General features: G+C 69.8%; 14 protein-coding genes. 10 read left to right on the top strand and 4 right to left on the bottom strand.

Annotation, left to right across the window (positions count from 1 at the left end; genetic code table 11):
• Positions 1 to 366 precede the first annotated feature (366 nt).
• The gene (locus JO379_RS07565; RefSeq protein WP_130876996.1) at positions 367 to 1131 is read right to left on the bottom strand and encodes an IclR family transcriptional regulator; all 765 of its coding nucleotides are present in this window, start codon (positions 1129 to 1131) and stop codon (positions 367 to 369) included.
• Between the two features lie 282 nt (positions 1132 to 1413).
• Here JO379_RS07565 and metH point away from each other — a divergent pair, with 282 nt between their 5' ends.
• The 4 genes from metH (at position 1414) to JO379_RS07545 (ending at position 9636) form a co-directional block, all read left to right on the top strand.
• Positions 1414 to 4920: a methionine synthase gene (metH, locus tag JO379_RS07560; RefSeq protein WP_130876995.1), complete on the top strand. Its 3507-nt coding sequence runs from the start codon at positions 1414 to 1416 to the stop codon at positions 4918 to 4920.
• Between the two features lie 325 nt (positions 4921 to 5245).
• Positions 5246 to 5947 carry an HAD family hydrolase gene (locus tag JO379_RS07555; RefSeq protein WP_130876994.1) on the top strand — a complete coding sequence of 234 codons (702 nt, stop codon included), beginning with the start codon at positions 5246 to 5248 and terminating at the stop codon, positions 5945 to 5947.
• Between the two features lie 424 nt (positions 5948 to 6371).
• Positions 6372 to 7970, top strand: coding sequence for an ABC transporter substrate-binding protein (locus JO379_RS07550; RefSeq protein ID WP_130876993.1), 1599 nt, complete (start codon positions 6372 to 6374; stop codon positions 7968 to 7970).
• A gap of 67 nt (positions 7971 to 8037) precedes the next feature.
• Entirely contained in the window at positions 8038 to 9636 is a 1599-nt protein-coding gene (locus tag JO379_RS07545; protein ID WP_130876992.1) for an ABC transporter substrate-binding protein, read from the top strand.
• Between the two features lie 123 nt (positions 9637 to 9759).
• Here JO379_RS07545 and JO379_RS07540 read toward each other — a convergent pair whose 3' ends face one another.
• Positions 9760 to 10431 carry a response regulator gene (locus JO379_RS07540; protein ID WP_087928839.1) on the bottom strand — a complete coding sequence of 224 codons (672 nt, stop codon included), beginning with the start codon at positions 10429 to 10431 and terminating at the stop codon, positions 9760 to 9762.
• Positions 10432 to 10444: 13 nt separating this feature from the next.
• Positions 10445 to 11497, bottom strand: coding sequence for a RecB family exonuclease (locus tag JO379_RS07535; protein ID WP_130876991.1), 1053 nt, complete (start codon positions 11495 to 11497; stop codon positions 10445 to 10447).
• 124 nt (positions 11498 to 11621) lie between these two features.
• Here JO379_RS07535 and JO379_RS07530 point away from each other — a divergent pair, with 124 nt between their 5' ends.
• The 3 genes from JO379_RS07530 to JO379_RS07520 all read left to right on the top strand — a co-directional run bounded on the left by JO379_RS07530 (position 11622) and on the right by JO379_RS07520 (position 14839).
• Entirely contained in the window at positions 11622 to 12863 is a 1242-nt protein-coding gene (locus JO379_RS07530) for a site-2 protease family protein (RefSeq protein ID WP_242625959.1), read from the top strand.
• 133 nt (positions 12864 to 12996) lie between these two features.
• A complete protein-coding gene (locus tag JO379_RS07525; RefSeq protein WP_130876989.1) occupies positions 12997 to 13902 on the top strand; it encodes a tRNA (adenine-N1)-methyltransferase in 906 nt (301 codons plus the stop codon).
• Positions 13903 to 14275: 373 nt separating this feature from the next.
• Positions 14276 to 14839, top strand: coding sequence for a hypothetical protein (locus JO379_RS07520; protein WP_209514397.1), 564 nt, complete (start codon positions 14276 to 14278; stop codon positions 14837 to 14839).
• A gap of 4 nt (positions 14840 to 14843) precedes the next feature.
• On the opposite strand, the gene JO379_RS07515 is transcribed toward JO379_RS07520, so the two are convergent.
• The gene (locus tag JO379_RS07515; protein WP_130876987.1) at positions 14844 to 15140 is read right to left on the bottom strand and encodes a ferredoxin; all 297 of its coding nucleotides are present in this window, start codon (positions 15138 to 15140) and stop codon (positions 14844 to 14846) included.
• Between the two features lie 242 nt (positions 15141 to 15382).
• Between JO379_RS07515 and arc the strand changes: the two genes are divergently transcribed.
• From arc to JO379_RS07500, 3 genes are all read left to right on the top strand, one after another.
• Entirely contained in the window at positions 15383 to 17149 is a 1767-nt protein-coding gene (gene arc / locus JO379_RS07510; RefSeq protein ID WP_130876985.1) for a proteasome ATPase, read from the top strand.
• A 340-nt stretch (positions 17150 to 17489) separates the two neighbouring features.
• On the top strand, positions 17490 to 19001 hold the full coding sequence (gene dop, locus JO379_RS07505) for a depupylase/deamidase Dop (protein ID WP_372449055.1): 1512 nt from the start codon (positions 17490 to 17492) through the stop codon (positions 18999 to 19001).
• A 145-nt stretch (positions 19002 to 19146) separates the two neighbouring features.
• The gene (locus JO379_RS07500) at positions 19147 to 19365 is read left to right on the top strand and encodes a ubiquitin-like protein Pup (RefSeq protein WP_011027899.1); all 219 of its coding nucleotides are present in this window, start codon (positions 19147 to 19149) and stop codon (positions 19363 to 19365) included.
• Positions 19366 to 19367 lie beyond the last annotated feature (2 nt).

Below are 19367 nucleotides of genomic sequence, written 5' to 3'. Positions count from 1 at the left end.
GGTCCCGCGGCAGTGTCCACCATAGCGAATATTGTCGTTAGGTGTTCGACAATGCCGACCGATGAACGGCAGTTTTCTGCACTGTTAAGGGCGCGTCAAGGGTCCTGTGACCGAAAACTCGTGGTTGACATGGCTGAAAACCATCGTTCGGCTACTGGCTGGTACGCACTGCTACTGGCCGGTATCCGACGGTGCCGATCTTGGTGAGATGTCGATCTTGAACCGATTTCCCGGAGCGGTCGCGCCGTGGCCCGCCGGTCGATTCTCGCTCCGCGCCCGCCCCTGGCTCAGACTGTTTCCGGTCGGCGGCCGATCGGTTCTCGGCCAGCGCGGGACCGTGTCGGGGCCCGGCGGCGGCCCCGGCGTTCAGAAACGCCCGGCGCCCAGGTCGCGGGAGACGGCCCGCGCGCAGTCCCGCACCGCCGCCACCAGCTGCGCGCTCAGCTCCCCGCCCTCGCGCACGCGCTCCACCGCGCCGGTGATGCCCACCGCGCCCACCGGCATCCGCCGCCGGTCGTGGATGGGGGCGGCGACCGAGGCCACGCCCTCCCAGGTCTCCTCGACGTCCGCGGCCCAGCCACGGGCCCGGGTCAGATCCAGGATCTCCTCGAAGTCGCCGAGGCCCGTCACCGTGTGCGGCGTGAACGCCTCGCGCTCGGCCTCCGCCACCTCGCTGTGCGCCACCGGATCGTAGGCGCACAGCACCTTGCCCAGGGCGGTGCTGTGCAGCGGCTGCATCGCGCCGACCTCCAGCACCTGACGGCTGTCGTCGGGCCGGAAGACATGGTGGATGATCAGCACGCCCTGCTGGTGGAGCACGCCCAGATAGACGCTCTCACCGCTGGAACGCGCCAGGTCGTCGGCCCAGACGAGGGCCCGCGCGCGCAGTTCGTGCACGTCCAGATAGCTGTTGCCCAGGCGCAGCAGTTCCGCGCCCAGCTGGTAGCGCCCGGAGGCCGGGTCCTGCTCGACGAAGCCCTCCTGCTGCAACGTCCGCAGGATGCCGTGCGCGGTGCCCTTCGCGAGCCCCAGAGCCGAGGCCACATCGGACAGACCGAGCCGTCGCTCACCCCCTGCGAGCAGCCGCAGCATCGCCGCCGCCCGTTCGAGCGACTGGATGGTCCGAGCCATCGAGCAACCTCCTCACATGCCGTTCGGCAATGCTGAACACTATCGGCCGATGCCGACCAAGGGGTAGCTGACCGCGGACCCTTCCATGATCGCTGAGAGCGCGGGGCGGCTCGCACCAGGGCTCCGACCAGCCAGTATCGACCGGCTGTTTTGCGCCGCACCAGTCCGCCCGTCAGGTGAGATGCCCTCTCCCATCCGTGGTGGTGCCAGCTACGCTGACGACGTGCGCCTTCTGCCGGAAGGCGTAAAGCCGACAGCCGTCGCAACCCCGGGAGCACTTCCATGGCCTCGTACACGCCATCGACCGCCAGTTCCGCCCGAGCCTCCGCCCTGCGTGAGGCGCTCGCCACCCGCGTCGTGGTGGCCGACGGGGCGATGGGCACGATGCTCCAGGCGCAGGACCCCAGCCTCGAGGACTTCCAGCAGCTGGAGGGCTGCAACGAGATCCTGAACGTCACACGGCCCGACATCGTGCGCTCGGTGCACGAGGAGTACTTCGCCGTCGGCGTGGACTGCGTGGAGACCAACACCTTCGGCGCCAACCTCGCCGCCCTCGGCGAGTACGACATCCCCGAGCGCATCTTCGAACTGTCGGAGTCGGGCGCGCGGATCGCCCGCGAGGTCGCGGACGAGTTCGCCGCGCGCGACGGCCGCACCCGCTGGGTGCTCGGCTCCGTCGGCCCCGGCACGAAGCTGCCGACCCTCGGCCACGCCCCCTACGTCAAGCTGCGCGACGCCTACCAGCAGAACATCGAGGGCCTGATCGCCGGCGGCGCCGACGCGATCCTGGTGGAGACCACTCAGGACCTGCTCCAGACCAAGGCGTCCGTCATCGGAGCGCGCCGCGCCCTGAAGGCGGCCGGCGCGGATCTGCCGCTGCTGGTCCAGGTGACCGTCGAGACGACCGGCACCATGCTGCTCGGCTCGGAGATCGGCGCGGCGCTCACCGCCCTGGAGCCGCTGGGCATCGACATGATCGGCCTCAACTGCGCGACCGGCCCGGCGGAGATGAGCGAGCACCTGCGCTACCTCTCCCGCCACGCCCGCACCCGGGTCTCCGCGATGCCCAACGCCGGCCTGCCGGTCCTGGGGAAGAACGGGGCGCACTACCCCCTGACGCCCGCGGAGCTGGCGGACGCGCACGAGACGTTCGTCCGGGAGTACGGGCTCTCGCTCGTCGGCGGCTGCTGCGGCACGACCCCCGAGCATCTGCGACAGGTCGTCGAGCGGGTCCGGGACATGCGGCCCACCGAGCGGCAGCCGCGGCCCGAGCCGGGCGCCGCTTCGCTCTACCAGACGGTCCCCTTCCGCCAGGACACCTCCTACCTGGCCATCGGCGAGCGGACGAACGCCAACGGCTCGAAGAAGTTCCGCGAGGCCATGCTGGAAGGCCGCTGGGACGACTGCGTCGAGATGGCCCGCGAGCAGATCCGCGAGGGTGCCCACCTGCTCGACCTCTGCGTCGACTACGTCGGCCGGGACGGCGTCGCGGACATGGCGGAGATCGCGGGCCGGTTCGCCACCGCCTCCACGCTGCCGATCGTGCTGGACTCCACCGAGCTGGAGGTCATCCGGGCGGGCCTGGAGAAGCTGGGCGGCCGCGCCGTCATCAACTCCGTCAACTACGAGGACGGCGACGGGCCCGAGTCCCGCTTCGCCAAGGTCACCGAGCTCGCCGTCGAGCACGGCGCGGCACTCATCGCGCTGACCATCGACGAGGAGGGCCAGGCCCGCACCGTCGAGCACAAGGTCGCCATCGCCGAGCGGCTCATCGACGACCTCACCACCAACTGGGGGGTGCTGGAGTCGGACATCCTCATCGACTGCCTCACCTTCACCATCTGCACCGGCCAGGAGGAGTCCAGGGGCGACGGCATCGCCACCATCGAGGCGATCCGCGAGCTCAAGCGCCGCCACCCCGAGGTGCAGACCACGCTCGGCCTGTCCAACATCTCCTTCGGCCTCAACCCGGCCGCCCGGATCGTGCTCAACTCCGTCTTCCTGGACGAGTGCGTCAAGGCCGGGCTCGACTCGGCGATCGTGCACGCCTCGAAGATCCTGCCGATCGCCCGCCTGGAGGAGGAGCAGGTCAAGGTCGCGCTGGACCTGATCTACGACCGCCGCGCCGAGGGCTACGACCCGCTGCAGCGGCTCATGGAGCTGTTCGAGGGCGTCAACACCAAGTCGATGAAGGCCGGCCGGGCCGAGGAACTCCTCGCCCTCCCGCTGGACGAGCGGCTCCAGCGCCGCATCATCGACGGCGAGAAGAACGGCCTGGAGACCGACCTCGACGAGGCGCTCACCACCCGCCCCGCCCTGGACATCGTCAACGACACGCTGCTGGAGGGCATGAAGGTCGTCGGCGAGCTGTTCGGCTCCGGCCAGATGCAGCTGCCGTTCGTCCTCCAGTCCGCCGAGGTCATGAAGACCGCCGTCGCCTATCTCGAGCCGCACATGGAGAAGAGCGACGCGGAGGGCAAGGGCACCATCGTGCTGGCCACGGTCCGCGGCGACGTCCACGACATCGGCAAGAACCTCGTCGACATCATCCTTTCCAACAACGGCTACAACGTCGTCAACCTCGGCATCAAGCAGCCCGTCTCCGCGATCCTGGAGGCCGCCGAGGAACACCGGGCGGATGTGATCGGCATGTCCGGGCTGCTGGTGAAGTCCACCGTGATCATGAAGGAGAACCTGGAGGAGCTGAACCAGCGCAAGCTGGCGGCCGACTACCCGGTGATCCTCGGCGGGGCCGCACTGACCCGCGCCTACGTCGAGCAGGACCTGCACGAGATCTACGAGGGCGAGGTCCGCTACGCCCGTGACGCGTTCGAGGGCCTGCGGCTGATGGACGCCCTGATCGCCGTCAAGCGCGGCGTGCCCGGCGCGGCGCTCCCCGAGCTGAAGCAGCGCCGGGTGCCCAAGCGCGAGACCGCGGTCGTCGAGGAGGAGGAGCCGGAGGGCTCCGTGCGCTCCGACGTCGCCGTCGACAACCGCGTCCCCGAGCCGCCGTTCTGGGGCACCCGGGTCATCAAGGGCATCCCCCTGAAGGACTACGCGTCCTGGCTGGACGAGGGCGCGCTCTTCAAGGGCCAGTGGGGCCTCAAGCAGGCCCGCGCCGGCGGCCCCACGTACGAGGAGCTGGTGGAGACCGAGGGCCGGCCCCGGCTGCGCGGCTGGCTGGACAAGCTCCACACGGAGAACCTGCTGGAGGCGGCCGTCGTCTACGGCTACTTCCCGTGCGTCTCCAAGGGCGACGACCTGATCCTGCTCCACGAGGACGGCACCGAGCGCACCCGCTTCACCTTCCCCCGGCAGCGCCGCGGGCGCCGGCTGTGCCTCGCGGACTACTTCCGCCCGGAGGAGTCCGGCGAGACGGACGTCGTGGGCCTGCAGGTCGTCACGGTCGGCTCGCGGATCGGCGGGGCCACGGCCGAGCTGTTCGCCGCCGACGCCTACCGCGACTACCTCGAGCTGCACGGGCTGTCGGTGCAGCTGGCCGAGGCCCTCGCCGAGTACTGGCACGCGCGGGTCCGCTCGGAGCTCGGCTTCGCGGGCGAGGACCCGGCGGACGTGGAGGACATGTTCGCGCTCAAGTACCGCGGCGCCCGCTTCTCCCTCGGCTACGGCGCCTGCCCCAACCTGGAGGACCGCGCGAAGATCGCCGACCTGCTGGAGCCCGAGCGGATCGGCGTCCAGCTCTCGGAGGAGTTCCAGCTCCACCCGGAGCAGTCCACGGACGCCATCGTCATCCACCACCCGGAGGCGAAGTACTTCAACGCGCGGTAGCGCGGGGAAGCGGCTGGGGCCCGGGGTTATCCCCGGGTGGGCACGGCAACGCGCGGTAGCGCGGGGAAGCGGCTGGGGTCCGGGGTCATCCCCGGGTGGGCACGGCAACGCGCGGTAGCGCGGGGAAGCGGCTGGGGTCCGGGGTCATCCCCGGGTGGGCACGGCAACGCGCGGTAGCGGCTGCCCTGGAGCCCGCCCGGCCCGACGAGTCCTGAATATCGAAGTGACGCACGGTAATGACCGCCGTACACTTGTCGGTCCGGTGAAGGCCGGTTCGCCCCACGTGGCGGACCGGCCTTCTCGTCCCCCCTGGAGGTGTGCCCGTATGACCAGCAGCATTCCCGCTGTCGACGCCCGCCCGGCAGCCGGCTCGGCCCTTCAGGCCGTCCTTCTCGACATGGACGGCACCCTCGTCGACACGGAGGGTTTCTGGTGGGACGTGGAGGTCGCGGTCTTCGCCGAGCTCGGGCACCAGCTCCTCGAGGAGTACCGCCAGGTCGTCGTCGGCGGCCCCATGACCCGCAGCGCCTCGTTCCTGATTCAGGCCACCGGCGCCAAGATCGCCGTCACCGAGCTGACCGTCCTGCTCAACATGCGCTTCTCCGAGATGATCGGCCAGGGCGTGCCGCTGATGCCGGGTGCCAGACGGCTGCTCGCGGAGCTCGCCGCGCACGGCGTCCCGACCGCCCTGGTCTCCGCCTCGCACCGGCACATCATCGACCGGGTGCTGCTCACCCTCGGTGCGGAGAACTTCGCCCTGACCGTCGCGGGCGACGAGATCGCGCGGACGAAGCCGCACCCGGACCCGTATCTGGAGGCCGCCGCCAGGCTCGGTGTGGACCCGGCGCGGTGTGCCGTGATCGAGGACACCATGACCGGTGTCACGGCCGCCGAGGCGGCCGGCTGCCGGGTGCTGGCGGTGCCGTCGGTGGCCCCGATCCCGCCCGCCGCGGGGCGCACGGTGGTCGGTTCGCTGGAGGAAGTCGATCTCACTTTCCTGCGCGGACTGATTACGGGAATGCACTGAACCATGCACTGAGCGTGCCCCGCGTAATGACCAAGGAACTCTCGGCGCCGGAGTGATTGTTTTCCGTGACGAATGCGCTGGCTGAATTCCCGTAGCCGGCCCTGAAGCCGAATGAGTGACGTTCGTCACCGGATTCGGGGGTGTCCGGCATGCCTCCGGCCCCCCGGAAGTGCTCCCGTGGGGGCCGGAGCGCACCCTTGTGTCCCGATTAATGATCTCCTGCGTGAATCGTTCCGGCGTCCGGATATCGGTGATCCGTCGGCTGTTATCACCGCGTGATATTCCTTCAACTTCGCCGTGTTCCGGGGGCAGTGGCCTCGCGCACTAATCTTTTCGCGAGAACTTCACGGCTGCCCGGGTGACCAGCACAACCGACATCGGTATGGTCCCGGGACCGATCGCATCGCAGGGAGAACCCCAGACAATGAACCGCAAGACGTTGGTGCTGCCGACCGTGGCAGGCCTGCTGGCCCCCGTCCTCGTCGCATGTGGCGGGACCGACGGAGCCGGAGCGGGCAAGAGCGCCATCGTCATCGGCACCACCGACCGGTTCGAGGAGACGACGGACGCCCCGGCGCCCTTCGACCCCGCCGTCGCGTACGACATCGGCGCCTGGAACGTCCTGCACAGCACCTTCCAGACACTGCTGCGGCTGCCCCGCTCGGGCACCGCCCCGATCGCCGACGCCGCCTCCAAGTGCTCCTTCGGGGACCGCCGCAACGAGCAGTTCCGCTGCACGCTGCGCAGCGGGCTGAAATTCTCCAACGGCCACGCGCTCACCGCCGAGGACGTCAAGTTCTCCATCGACCGCGCCCGCGCCATCAACTTCGAGAACGGCCCGGTCTCGCTGCTCAACAACATCGACTCGGTGGAGACGCCGAGCGAACTCGAGGTCGTCTTCCACCTCAAGTCGCCCGACGCGACGTTCCCGCAGAAGATCGCCACTCCGGCCGCGGCCATCGTCGACAGCGAGAGCTACTCCAAGAACAAGCTCGACAACGGCTTCAAGGTGACCGGCTCCGGCCCGTACACCCTGGAGACCGAGCAGAAGGACGGCCGGGTCGTCAAGGCCGTCTTCAGCAGGAACAAGGACTACCAGGGCCCGCTGAAGCTGCAGAACGACAAGGTCGAAATGCGCTTCTACGACGACTCGCAGTCGATGGAGAAGGCGCTCAAGTCCGGCGACATCGACATCATCAACCGGACGCTGTCCCCGCAGCAGATCAGCCGGCTGCGGTCCACCACGACCAAGGGCGTCCGCTTCATCGAGGCCCCGGGCCAGGAGATCAGCATCCTCGCGTTCAACACCGAGGACGCGGCGGTCAAGCCGAAGGCCGTGCGCCAGGCCATCGCCCAGCTGGTCGACCGGCAGTCGCTGGCCAAGGAGGACTCCGACCGCACGAACGACCCGCTGTACTCGATCGTGCCCAGCGGCATCACCGGTCATCAGAACTCCTTCTCCAACCGGTACGAGGCGCCCAGCGTCGACAAGGCCCGCGCCATCCTGCGCGCCGCGCACATCGACGCCCCGGTGCCGCTGACCCTCTCGTACACCACGGACCACTACGGCGAGGCCACCGGCAAGGCCTTCAAGAACCTGCAGAAGCAGCTGAACTCCAGCGGGCTCTTCAAGGCGAAGCTCCAGGGCGTGAAGTGGTCGGAGTTCCGCCCCAACGCCTCGGCCGGCAAGTACGCCGTCTACGGCATGGGCTGGTTCCCCGACTTCCCGGACCCGGACAACTTCGTCGCGCCGTTCATCGGCAAGGACAACTTCCTGCAGTCCCCGTACCGGAACGCGAAGATCAGCAACGAACTGATCCCGCAGTCCCGTCAGGTGACCCAGCGGGACGCGGCAGCCAAGTACTTCCAGCAGGCCCAGGACATCGTGGCCGAGGAAGTCCCGGTGCTGCCGCTGTGGCAGGGCAAGCAGTACGTGGCCGCCCGGGACCGGGTCACCGGTGCCGAGTGGGCGCTCAACTCCGCCTCCGAGATGCAGCCGTGGGAGCTCGGCCGCGGCAAGTGAGGCACAGCTGTTCAGTCCCATCCTTCCGATCTCTTCAGACGATCAAGAAACTGTGAGGAACGTGCACGTGAGGAAACGTGACCAGTGGCTTGCCGCCCCGCTCGGCGCGGGGCTCGCCGCCGCCCTGCTCACCGGGTGCGGTTCGGACGACGGCGAGGCGGCCGGCACCGGTGAGTCGGTGGTCATGGGGATGTCCGACGAGGTCGTGTCCACCGACCCGGCCTCCGGCTACGACCCGGGCTCCTGGCTGCTCTTCAACAACGTCTTCCAGTCGCTTCTGAGCTTCCCCAAGGGCAGCACGACGCCCCAGCCGGAAGCCGCCAAGGAGTGCAGCTTCAAGGACGGGGGCAGCACGGTCTACCAGTGCAAGCTCCGGGACGGCCTGAAGTTCAGCAACGGCCACGACCTCACCTCCGAGGACGTCGCCCACTCCTTCCGCCGCACCCTGAAGATCAACGACAAGAAGGGTCCGGCGTCCTCCCTGCTCTCCTCGATCAAGGAGATCAAGACCCCGGACAAGGCGACGGTCGTCTTCCAGCTCAAGCGGCCCGACGCGACCTTCCCGCAGAAGATCGCCTCCGGCGCCGGCTCCATCGTGGACCACCACGAGTACCCGATGGACAAGCTGCGCACCGACGGCAAGGCCGTCGGCTCGGGTGTCTACAAGCTCGAGTCGTTCGACAAGCAGCAGGCCAAGTTCTCGGTCAGCAGCACCTACCAGGGTGCCGCGAAGGTCCAGAACCGCGGCGTCACGATGAAGTTCTTCCACGGCCAGCAGGAGGAGCTGAAGAACGCGGTCCAGAAGGGCGACGTCGACATCGCCTACCGTGGTCTGGCCATGAAGGACATCGCCGACCTCGAGGCCGCCGAAGCCGGCGACAAGAAGAACCTCGAGGTCGTCGAAGGCAGCAGCGCCGAGGTCCAGCACCTGGTGTTCAATACCAAGGACCCGGTGGTCGGCAAGGTCGGCGTGCGCAAGGCCATCGCGTACCTGATCGACCGCAGCACCCTCGTCCGTGACGTCTACAAGCGGACCGCCGAGCCGCTGTACTCGATCGTCCCGAGCGGTATCACCGGCCACAAGACGCCGTTCTTCGAGGCCTACGGCGACCGCCCGCAGCCCGAGAAGGCCGCCGCGGCCCTGCGGTCCGCGAACGTCTCCGGCAAGGTCAAGCTCACCCTGTGGGCCACGCCCATCCGTTACGGCCCGGGCACCGTGCCCGCGTTCAAGGAGATCGCCAAGCAGCTCAACGCGAGCGGCCTCTTCGACGCGGACGTCCAGAGCGTCCCGTTCGACGAGTACGACAAGGGCATCACCGAGGGCAAGTACGGCGTCTACGTGAAGGGCTGGGTCCCCGACTACCCGGACCCGGACAACTTCACGGCGCCCTTCTTCGGCAAGGACAACGTGCTCTCCAACAACTACGAGTCGAAGGAGATCACGGGGAAGATCCTGCCGACGACCGCCGCCCAGGGCAGCCGCCCGGCGACCGTCCCGGACTTCGCCCGTCTGCAGACCACCGTCGCCCAGGACCTGCCGATCCTGCCGCTGTGGCAGGGCAAGCAGTACGCGGTGGCCAACAAGCGGATCACCGGTCTGCAGTGGACCCTGGACTCCTCGACCGTCTTCCGGTTCTGGGAGATCAGCAAGTCCGCCAAGGACTGACCGAGCACGACTGAGAGGGGCCGGATACGCCGTCGACGGCGTATCCGGCCCCTCTCGGTTTTCCCGCTCCGCTACGAGCTCCCCGCGGTCCGGAACGCGTCCGGACCACTGCCCGCCGGGCGGCTACTGCGCGCCGGGGCGCACCAGGCCGCTCTCGTAGGCGTAGACCGCGGCCTGGACCCGGTCCCGCAGCCCCAGCTTCGTCAGCACATGCCCCACGTGCGTCTTGACCGTCGTCTCGCTGACGAACAGATCCGCCGCGATCTCCGCGTTCGACAAGCCGCGGGCCACCAGCTTCAGGACCTCGACCTCGCGGTCGGTCAGCGTGTGCAGCGTGTCCGGCAGCGGCTCCTCGCCCGACGGCAGATGCCCGGCGTACTTGTCCAGCAGCCGCCGGGTGATGCTCGGCGCCAGCATCGCCTCGCCGCCCGCCACCACCCGGATCGCCTGCACCAGCTCATGGGCCGGCGCGTCCTTGAGCAGAAAGCCGCTGGCCCCCGCCCGCAGCGCCTCCACCACGTACTCGTCGAGGTCGAAGGTGGTCAGCACCAGGACCTTGGCCGGGCCGTTCCGCTCGGGGCCGGTGATCTGCCGGGTCGCCTCGACGCCGTCCATCCGCGGCATCCGGATGTCCATCAGCACCACATCGGGCTGCAGCGCCCGGACCTGGTCCAGTGCCTGGAGACCGTCCCCGGCCTCGCCGACGACCGCGAGGTCCTGCTCGGCCTCGAGGATCATGCGGAAGCCGGTGCGCAGCAGCGGCTGGTCGTCGACCAGTAGGACGCGGATCGCCACAGGAACTCCTTCGCTAGACCGGGTCCATTCTGCCCTGAGCCTCCCCGTCGGCCACCACCCGGCCGTCGGCGTCCGCCCCGGTCTCCCCAGCGGCCTCGGCACCGGTCTCCCCAGCGGCCTCGGGGGCGCGCTGTGCGGGCAGGGGCAGCGGGTACGGCGGGGGAGTGCCCCCGAACTCAGGACAGACGGCCTGGTGGTCGCACCAGCCGCACAGCTTGGTGGGCCGCGGCCGCCAGTCACCGGTCTCCGTCGCCAGCGAAATGGCCTCCCACAGCGCGCGCAGCCTGCGCTCCACGGCCAGCAGCTCCGCCTCCGTCGGGTCGTACGTCAGCACATCGCCACTGCCCAGGTAGACCAGCTGGAGCCGACGCGGGACCCGCCCGCGCAGCCGCCACATCACCAGGGCGTAGAACGTCATCTGGAACAGGGCCTCCGACCGGTACTGCGGAGCGGGGGCCTTGCCCGTCTTGTAATCGACGATCCGCACCTCGCCCGACGGCGCCACGTCCACCCGGTCGATGAAGCCGCGCAGCGTCAGCCCCGCCTCCCCGGCGGCCCCCTCGCCCCCGCCGCCCTCGAGCACCGTCTCCACATACAGCTCACGGTCGGCGGGCTCCAGGCGCGTCGGGTCCTCCAGCGTGAACCACCGCTCGACCAGCCGCTCCGCGTCCGCCAGCCAGCGGGCCAGCCGCTCGCCGTCCTGCTCCCCGTCCTCCCCCTGGAACAGCTCCGCCAGCTCCGGCCGGGCCGCCAGCAGCTTCTCCCACTCGCCCGGCACCAGGCCCTTGGCCCGCCCGGCCGTGCGCTCGGCCGCCGGGGCGTCGAAGAGCCGCTCCAGCACCGCGTGCACCACCGTGCCCCGCGTCGCCGCCGCGCTCGGCTTCTCCGGCAGCTTGTCGATCACCCGGAAGCGGTAGAGCAGCGGACACCGCATGAAATCGGCCGCGCGCGACGGCGACAGCGCGGCCGGCCGCGCCGCCCCGGCAGGCCTGGCGGCAGGCCCGGCGGACCGGTCGGCCGCGCGCTCGGAGCCCGGCCCGGTGGAATTGTCGGTGGCGATACCCATGACAGAGAACCCTACGGCCCGTCACTGACAGCCGGGCGAATACCATCGACGACAGACCCCCTCGCACTGCATGATCAGTGAACGGCACCAGCGGTGCGGGGGCCGCAGCCGACGAGGGGACACCGTGGACAACAGCGGGAAGGGCCAGTCCGGCGGGGGCGCCGGTCACGGGGCCGGGCCCGGCGACGGCAAACCGGGACGGCCGCGGACGGGCGGCGGCATCCTCATGGGCCGCCCCTTCGGCGTCCCCGTCTACGTCGCCCCCAGCTGGTTCCTCGTCGCCGCCCTCATCACCTGGGTCTTCGGCGGCCAGCTCGACCGGGTGCTGCCCGAGCTCGGCCGCGCCCGCTATCTCGTCGCCCTCTTCTTCGCCGTGGCCTTCTACGCCTCGGTGCTCGTCCACGAACTCGCGCACACGGTCGCCGCCCTCCGCTTCAAGCTCCCGGTGCGCCGCATCCAGCTCCAGTTCTTCGGCGGCGTCTCCGAGATCGAGAAGGAGACCGAGACCCCCGGCCGCGAATTCGTCCTCGCCTTCGTCGGCCCGCTGCTCTCCCTCGTCCTCGCGGGCGTCTTCTACCTCGGCATGCAGGGCGTCGAGCCCGGCACCGTCCCCGGCGTCCTGCTCGCCGGCCTGATGATCTCCAACCTGCTCGTCGCGGCCTTCAACCTGCTGCCCGGCCTGCCGCTGGACGGCGGCCGGATGCTCCGCGCCGTCGTCTGGAAGATCAGCGGCAAGCCCATGACCGGCACCGTCGCCGCCGCCTGGGTCGGCCGCGCGCTCGCCGTCGCCGTGCTCATCGGCCTCCCGCTCCTCACCCACGCCCGCGGCGGCCTCGGCGACGGCGACTCCGAGAGCCTCGGCGGCCTCGACTCGCTCACCGACGCCCTGCTCGCCGCCATCCTCGCCGCGATCATCTGGACCGGGGCGGGCAACGCCCTGCGCATGGCCCGGCTGCGCGAGCGGCTGCCCCACCTCAGCGCCCGCACCCTCACCAGGCGAGCCGTGCCCGTGGAGGCCGCCACCCCGCTCTCCGAGGCCCTGCGGCGGGCCAACGAGGCGGGGGCCCGGGCCCTGGTCGTCGTCGACGGACAGGGCCGGCCCGCCGCCCTCGTCCGCGAAGCCGCCATCGTCGGTGTCCCCGAGCACCGCCGCCCCTGGGTCGCCGTCAGCGGCCTGGCCACCGACCTCAAGGACGGCATGCGGGTCTCCGCGGAACTCTCCGGCGAAGAGCTCCTCGACACCCTCCGAGCCACCCCCGCCACCGAATACCTCGTGGTCGAGGAGACCGGCGAGGTCTACGGCGTCCTCGCCACCACCGACGTCGAGCGGGCCTTCGTCTCCGCCATGGCGCGGCCCTCCTCCTGACACCCGCCGACGGCCCCGCGGCGGCCCCGCGACGCCCCCGCGGCGGCTCGGCGGCGGCTCGGCGGCGGCTCATGCGGGCCGGCCACCCCCGCCGTGGTCAACAGGCGCCGCGCACGCCCGGTAGTCTGGTCACATGTCCGAACCGACCGGTGCCGCCCGCCGACGCGGGCCCTTCCAGGTCGGGGACCAGGTCCAGCTCACCGACCCCAAGGGACGCCACTACACCTTCACGCTCGAAGCCGGGAAGCAGTTCCACACCCACAAGGGTGCCTTCCCACACGACGAGCTGATCGGTGCTCCCGAGGGCAGTGTTGTCCGTACCACGGGAAACGTCGCCTACCTCGCGCTGCGCCCCCTGCTCCCCGACTATGTCCTGTCCATGCCGCGCGGAGCCGCCGTGGTCTACCCCAAGGACGCGGGGCAGATCCTGGCGATGGCCGACATCTTCCCCGGCGCCCGCGTCGTGGAAGCGGGTGTCGGCTCCGGCTCCCTCAGCAGCTTCCTGCTGCGCGCCATCGGCGACCAGGGCATGCTGCACTCCTACGAGCGCCGCGCCGACTTCGCCGAGATCGCCACACAGAACGTGGAGCGCTACTTCGGCGGCCCCCACCCCGCGTGGCAGCTCACCGTCGGCGACCTCCAGGACAATCTGTCCGACACCGACGTCGACCGGGTCATCCTCGACATGCTCGCCCCCTGGGAGTGCCTGGAGGTCGTCCGCAAGGCACTCGTGCCCGGCGGCATCCTGTGCTGCTACGTGGCGACCACCACGCAGCTCGCCCGGACCGTCGAGTCCATCCGTGAGATCGGCTGCTTCGCCGAGCCGTCGGCGTGGGAGTCCATGGTCCGCACCTGGCACGTCGAGGGCCTGGCCGTACGCCCCGACCACCGGATGATCGGCCACACCGGCTTCCTGCTCACCGCCCGCCGCCTCGCGGACGGCGTGGAGCCGCCGCTGCGCCGCCGCCGTCCCGCCAAGGGCGCCTACGGCGACGACTACACCGGCCCCGGCAGCGCCAGCGGATCCGCCGAGCGCTGACCCCTCATCGACCCCGGTGCCGCCACCGGGTTCCGCACGCCTCCCGCGCGCGGAACTCGGCGGCGGCACTTCTGCGTTGAGGCGCGCCGAAGGCACATCCGCGGCGGCACCTCCACGGCGCCCGGCCGAGGAAACCCCATCGGGCGGCACCCCGCGCCCGCTGTTCCCCGGCACCGGACCGTATGGCACGATGCTGGGCACCCCCCGCAGCCACAGCTCTCACAGGAGTTCAGCCCGCGTGCAGCCTCCGGCCGGCCCCGAATCCTTCCCGCCGCCCCACTCTGCGTCCTTCCCGCCGCCCCGCCCTGCGTCCTTCCCGCCGCCTTCCGCCCCGCCGGCCCCCGAAAGACCCGCGCACAACCGCAGCCGCCCCGTGCACTGGATCGCGACCGCCGCGGCACTGGCCGCCGTGCTCCTCGGCGCCGCGCTCCTCGGCCCCGGCGACGCGACGGCGACCACCACCGTCACCGCTTCCGCGCCCGGTTCGGCGCCCGGCTCCGTGCCCGGTGCGGGCGCCCCGCCCGCGGCGGCCCCCGATCCCCGGGCGGCGCGCTATCCGGTCGACTGCGGCGGAACACCGGTGGACGTCGTGCGACAGGCCGCGGCCGACCTCGACGGCGACGGACGGCCGGAGACGGTCGCGGTGGTGCGCTGCCACTCGGAGACGGGCACCCGGCCCAGTGGGATCTACGTCCTCGCGCCGCCGCCCGCGCGGGGCGCCGCGCCGCGTGTCACGGCGACCCTGGTCGACCCCGGGCAGCGGATGAGCGTCACCGGCTTCGCGGTGAGCGGCACCGGTACGGTTTCGGCCACGCTGCTCGGCTACTCCGACGGGAAGGTGCCGCGTTGCTGCCCGGATCTGCGCCGGGCCGTCGAATGGCGGTGGAAGGGCGGCAAGTTCGCCCTCACGGCACTCCCCGTCGCGGGGAGTGTGTGAGACGTCACTCGGCGTCGGGGCCGTAGACCTCGACCTTGTCGGCGACGCGGCGGACGTGGATGCAGTCCCCCGGGCACTCCTTCGCCGAGTCCCTGACATCGCTCAGCAGCGGCAGCGGCACGGGCGTGGTGGCACCCTTGTCCTGCAGCAGCTCGTCGTCCGCGCTCTTCACATACGCCAGCCCGTCGATGTCCAGCTCGAAGACCTCGGGGGCGTACTGCACGCAAATGCCGTCGCCCGTGCACAGGTCCTGGTCGATCCAGACTTCCAGCTCGTCGAGGCCTTCGTTCCGCACGGTCATCTCGCCTGCCGTTTCCTACCTACGTGAACCAATTGGAGCCAGCACTGACGGGTGTTGACCGACTCGACGATACAACCGCCCGCTTTCCGATGTTGATGGGTGGGTATTCCCCTGACGTGAGGACGTGCGCAAGGGTGAAGATCGGACACACTCCGACCGGGTTTGTGATCTAGGGGTTTCAACCTGCACCAGCCCAGGTAGGGTCTGGAAGCGTCCAGCTCCCCTTGGAGGAGGTGAGGACCGTGGCAGCCCACGACGACGACATGAACCGCGGCATCCGGCCCGGGCGAGGGTCTGACGACCCCGCGGGCCAGGTTGCCTATCTCGAGCAGGAGATCGCCGTCCTGCGGCGCAAGCTCGCCGACTCTCCGCGTCACACGAGGATTCTCGAAGAGCGGATCGTCGAGCTCCAGACCAACCTGGCCGGGGTGTCCGCTCAGAACGAGCGGCTCGCCAACACCCTCCGCGAGGCCCGCGACCAGATCGTGGCCCTCAAGGAGGAAGTGGACCGGCTCGCACAGCCGCCGGCCGGCTTCGGCGTCTTCCTGCAGACCAATGAGGACGGCACGGCGGACATCTTCACCGGAGGCCGGAAACTCCGGGTCAATGTCAGCCCGAGCGTCGAGGCCGAGGACCTCAGGCGTGGCCAGGAGGTCATGCTCAACGAGGCGCTCAATGTGGTCGAGGCCATGGCCTTCGAGCGGGCCGGGGACATCGTCACCCTCAAGGAGATCCTCGAGGACGGCGAGCGGGCCCTGGTCATCGGGCACACCGACGAGGAGCGGGTGGTGCGGCTCGCCGAGCCGCTGCTGGACGTCACCATCCGCCCCGGCGACGCCCTGCTGCTCGAATCCCGGTCCGGCTACGTCTATGAGGTCATCCCGAAGAGCGAGGTCGAGGAGCTCGTCCTCGAAGAGGTCCCGGACATCGACTACACGAAGATCGGCGGACTGGGAAACCAGATCGAGCTGATCCGCGACGCGGTCGAGCTGCCGTACCTCTACCCCGACCTCTTCAAGGAGCACGAACTGCGCCCGCCCAAGGGCGTGCTGCTCTACGGCCCGCCCGGCTGCGGCAAGACGCTCATCGCCAAGGCGGTGGCCAACTCCCTTGCCAAGAAGGTCGCCGAGGTCACCGGCAAGCCCGCGGGGAAGAGCTTCTTCCTCAATATCAAGGGCCCCGAACTGCTCAACAAGTACGTGGGGGAGACCGAGCGGCACATCCGGCTCATCTTCCAGCGCGCCAGGGAGAAGGCGAGCGAGGGCACGCCCGTCATCGTCTTCTTCGACGAGATGGACTCCCTCTTCCGCACCCGCGGCTCCGGAGTCAGCTCGGACGTGGAGAACACCATCGTCCCGCAGCTGCTCTCCGAGATCGACGGCGTGGAGGGCCTGGAGAACGTCATCGTCATCGGCGCCTCGAACCGCGAGGACATGATCGACCCCGCGATCCTGCGGCCCGGCCGGCTCGACGTCAAGATCAAGATCGAGCGTCCGGACGCCGAGGCGGCCAAGGACATCTTCTCCAAGTACCTCACCGAGACCCTGCCGGTCCACGGGGACGACCTGGCCGAGCACGGCGGGTCGGCCAGGGCCGCCGTCGCCGGCATGATCCAGTCGGTCGTCGAGCAGATGTACGCGGAGTCCGAGGAAAACCGCTTCCTCGAGGTCACGTACGCCAATGGCGACAAGGAAGTCCTGTATTTCAAGGACTTCAACTCGGGCGCGATGATCCAGAACATTGTGGACCGGGCGAAGAAAATGGCCATCAAGGCATTCCTCGACCAGAACCAGAAGGGCATTCGCGTCTCCCATCTGCTCGCCGCCTGTGTGGACGAGTTCAAGGAGAACGAGGACCTTCCCAACACCACCAACCCGGACGACTGGGCCCGGATCTCCGGCAAGAAGGGCGAGCGGATTGTCTTCATCCGCACCCTCGTCACCGGAAAGCAGGGCGCGGACACCGGTCGCTCGATCGACACCGTGGCCAATACCGGCCAGTATCTGTAACACCGTCGTCCGGCTGCGGATGTCCTCGTCCCGCCCTTGGCGCCCCGGTGCCGGGGCGGGGTGCTCCGGGGGCGTCCGCAGCCGGACGCTTTTGCGCCGGTCGGGCCCCGGCGCGTCCGGAAATCACCCGGGAGGCCCCGGCGGGCACGAGGCGGCCCGGCCGGGCCGGGCGCGGCACGAACCGGAGCAATGACTGTAATGATCTCCCCACCGCCGCAAAGCCGTTCTAGGCTCTTCGGTACCGGGCCACGAAGCACGTGGGGGAAGCGCACGGACCGGAAGAGCAGCGGTACTTGAGCGGCGACCCCACCACGGGGCGCCGCCGGGCTAGGAGGGCCGCATGACCGTACGGCGAGTAATGGGCATCGAGACGGAGTACGGGATCTCCGTCCCCGGTCACCCGAACGCCAATGCCATGCTCACCTCGTCCCAGATCGTCAATGCCTACGCGGCTGCGATGCACCGGGCGCGACGAGCCCGCTGGGACTTCGAGGAGGAGAACCCGCTGCGGGACGCCCGCGGCTTCGACCTCGCCCGCGAGGCCGCAGACTCCAGCCAGCTCACCGACGAGGACATCGGCCTGGCCAATGTCATCCTCACCAACGGCGCGCGGCTGTACGTGGACCACGCCCACCCCGAGTACAGCTCGCCGGAGATCACCAATCCGCGTGACGCCGTGCTGTGGGACAAGGCGGGCGAGCGCATCATGGCCGAGGCCGCCGAGCGCGCCGCCCAGCTGCCCGGCGCGCAGCCGATCCACCTCTACAAGAACAACACCGACAACAAGGGCGCCTCCTACGGCACCCATGAGAACTACCTGATGAAGCGGGAGACCCCCTTCTCGGACATCGTGCGCCATCTGACGCCGTTCTTCGTCTGCCGGCAGGTCGTCACCGGCGCCGGCCGCGTCGGCATCGGCCAGGACGGCCGTGAGCACGGCTTCCAGCTCAGCCAGCGCGCGGACTACTTCGAGGTCGAGGTCGGCCTGGAGACCACCCTCAAGCGGCCCATCATCAACACCCGCGACGAGCCGCACGCCGACGCCGAGAAGTACCGCAGGCTGCACGTCATCATCGGTGACGCCAACCTCTCCGAGATCTCCACCTACCTCAAGCTCGGCACCACCGCCCTGGTGCTGTCGATGATCGAGGACGGCTTCATCGCCGCCGACCTGGCGATCGACCAGCCGGTCCGCACCCTCCACCAGGTGAGCCACGACCCCACGCTGCGCCGGCTCATCACGCTCCGTAGCGGCCGTACGCTCACGGCCGTACAGCTCCAGATGGAGTACTTCGAGCTGGCCCGCAAGTACGTCGAGGACCGCTTCGGCGCGGACGCGGACGAGCAGACCAAGGACGTCCTCGGCCGCTGGGAGGACGTGCTGAACCGGCTGGAGCGCGATCCGATGAGCCTCGCCGGCGAGCTGGACTGGGTGGCCAAGCGCGAGCTGCTGGAGGGCTACCGCCGCCGGGACACCCTGGACTGGGACGCCGCCCGGCTGCACCTGGTGGACCTCCAGTACGCGGACGTACGCCCCGACAAGGGCCTGTACAACCGGCTGGCGGCCCGCGGACGGATGAAGCGGCTCCTGGAGGAGGACGAGGTCCAGCGGGCCATCACGGCCCCGCCGGAGGACACCCGGGCCTATTTCCGCGGCCGCTGCCTGGAGCAGTACGCGGACGACGTGGCCGCCGCCTCCTGGGACTCGGTGATCTTCGATCTGCCCGGTCGTGACTCTCTGCAACGGGTGCCCACGCTGGAGCCACTGCGGGGGACCCGCAATCACGTCAAGGAGCTCCTGGACCGCTGTCGCACGGCCGAGGAACTGGTCCGCGTCCTGTCCGGGGGCTGAGGGGGGTCTGAGGAGACTGCGTTCTGGGAATCATCACGGTGGTCCCGGGATGTTGTAGCAAGTGCGGGGCCGATCGCGGACCCTGCTTGTAGGGTCTGAACAGGTACATCCGATCTTGTACGTCGAACCGAGCGGGGTGAGGGATATGGCGACCAAGGACACCGGCGGCGGGCAGCAGAAGGCCACGCGTTCCACGGAGGAGGTCGAGGAGCAGGCACAGGACGCGCAGGCTTCGGAAGACCTCAAGGAACGCCAGGAGAAGCTGTCGGACGACGTGGACTCCGTGCTGGACGAGATCGACGATGTCCTCGAGGAGAACGCCGAGGACTTCGTGAGGTCATTTGTCCAGAAGGGTGGAGAGTAGTA

Source organism: Streptomyces syringium (genome assembly GCF_017876625.1).
GTDB classification, from domain to species: Bacteria; Actinomycetota; Actinomycetes; order Streptomycetales; family Streptomycetaceae; genus Streptomyces; species Streptomyces syringius.
The sequence above is the reverse complement of the archived record's forward strand: the minus strand, read 5'-3'. Positions and strand labels throughout refer to the sequence as shown.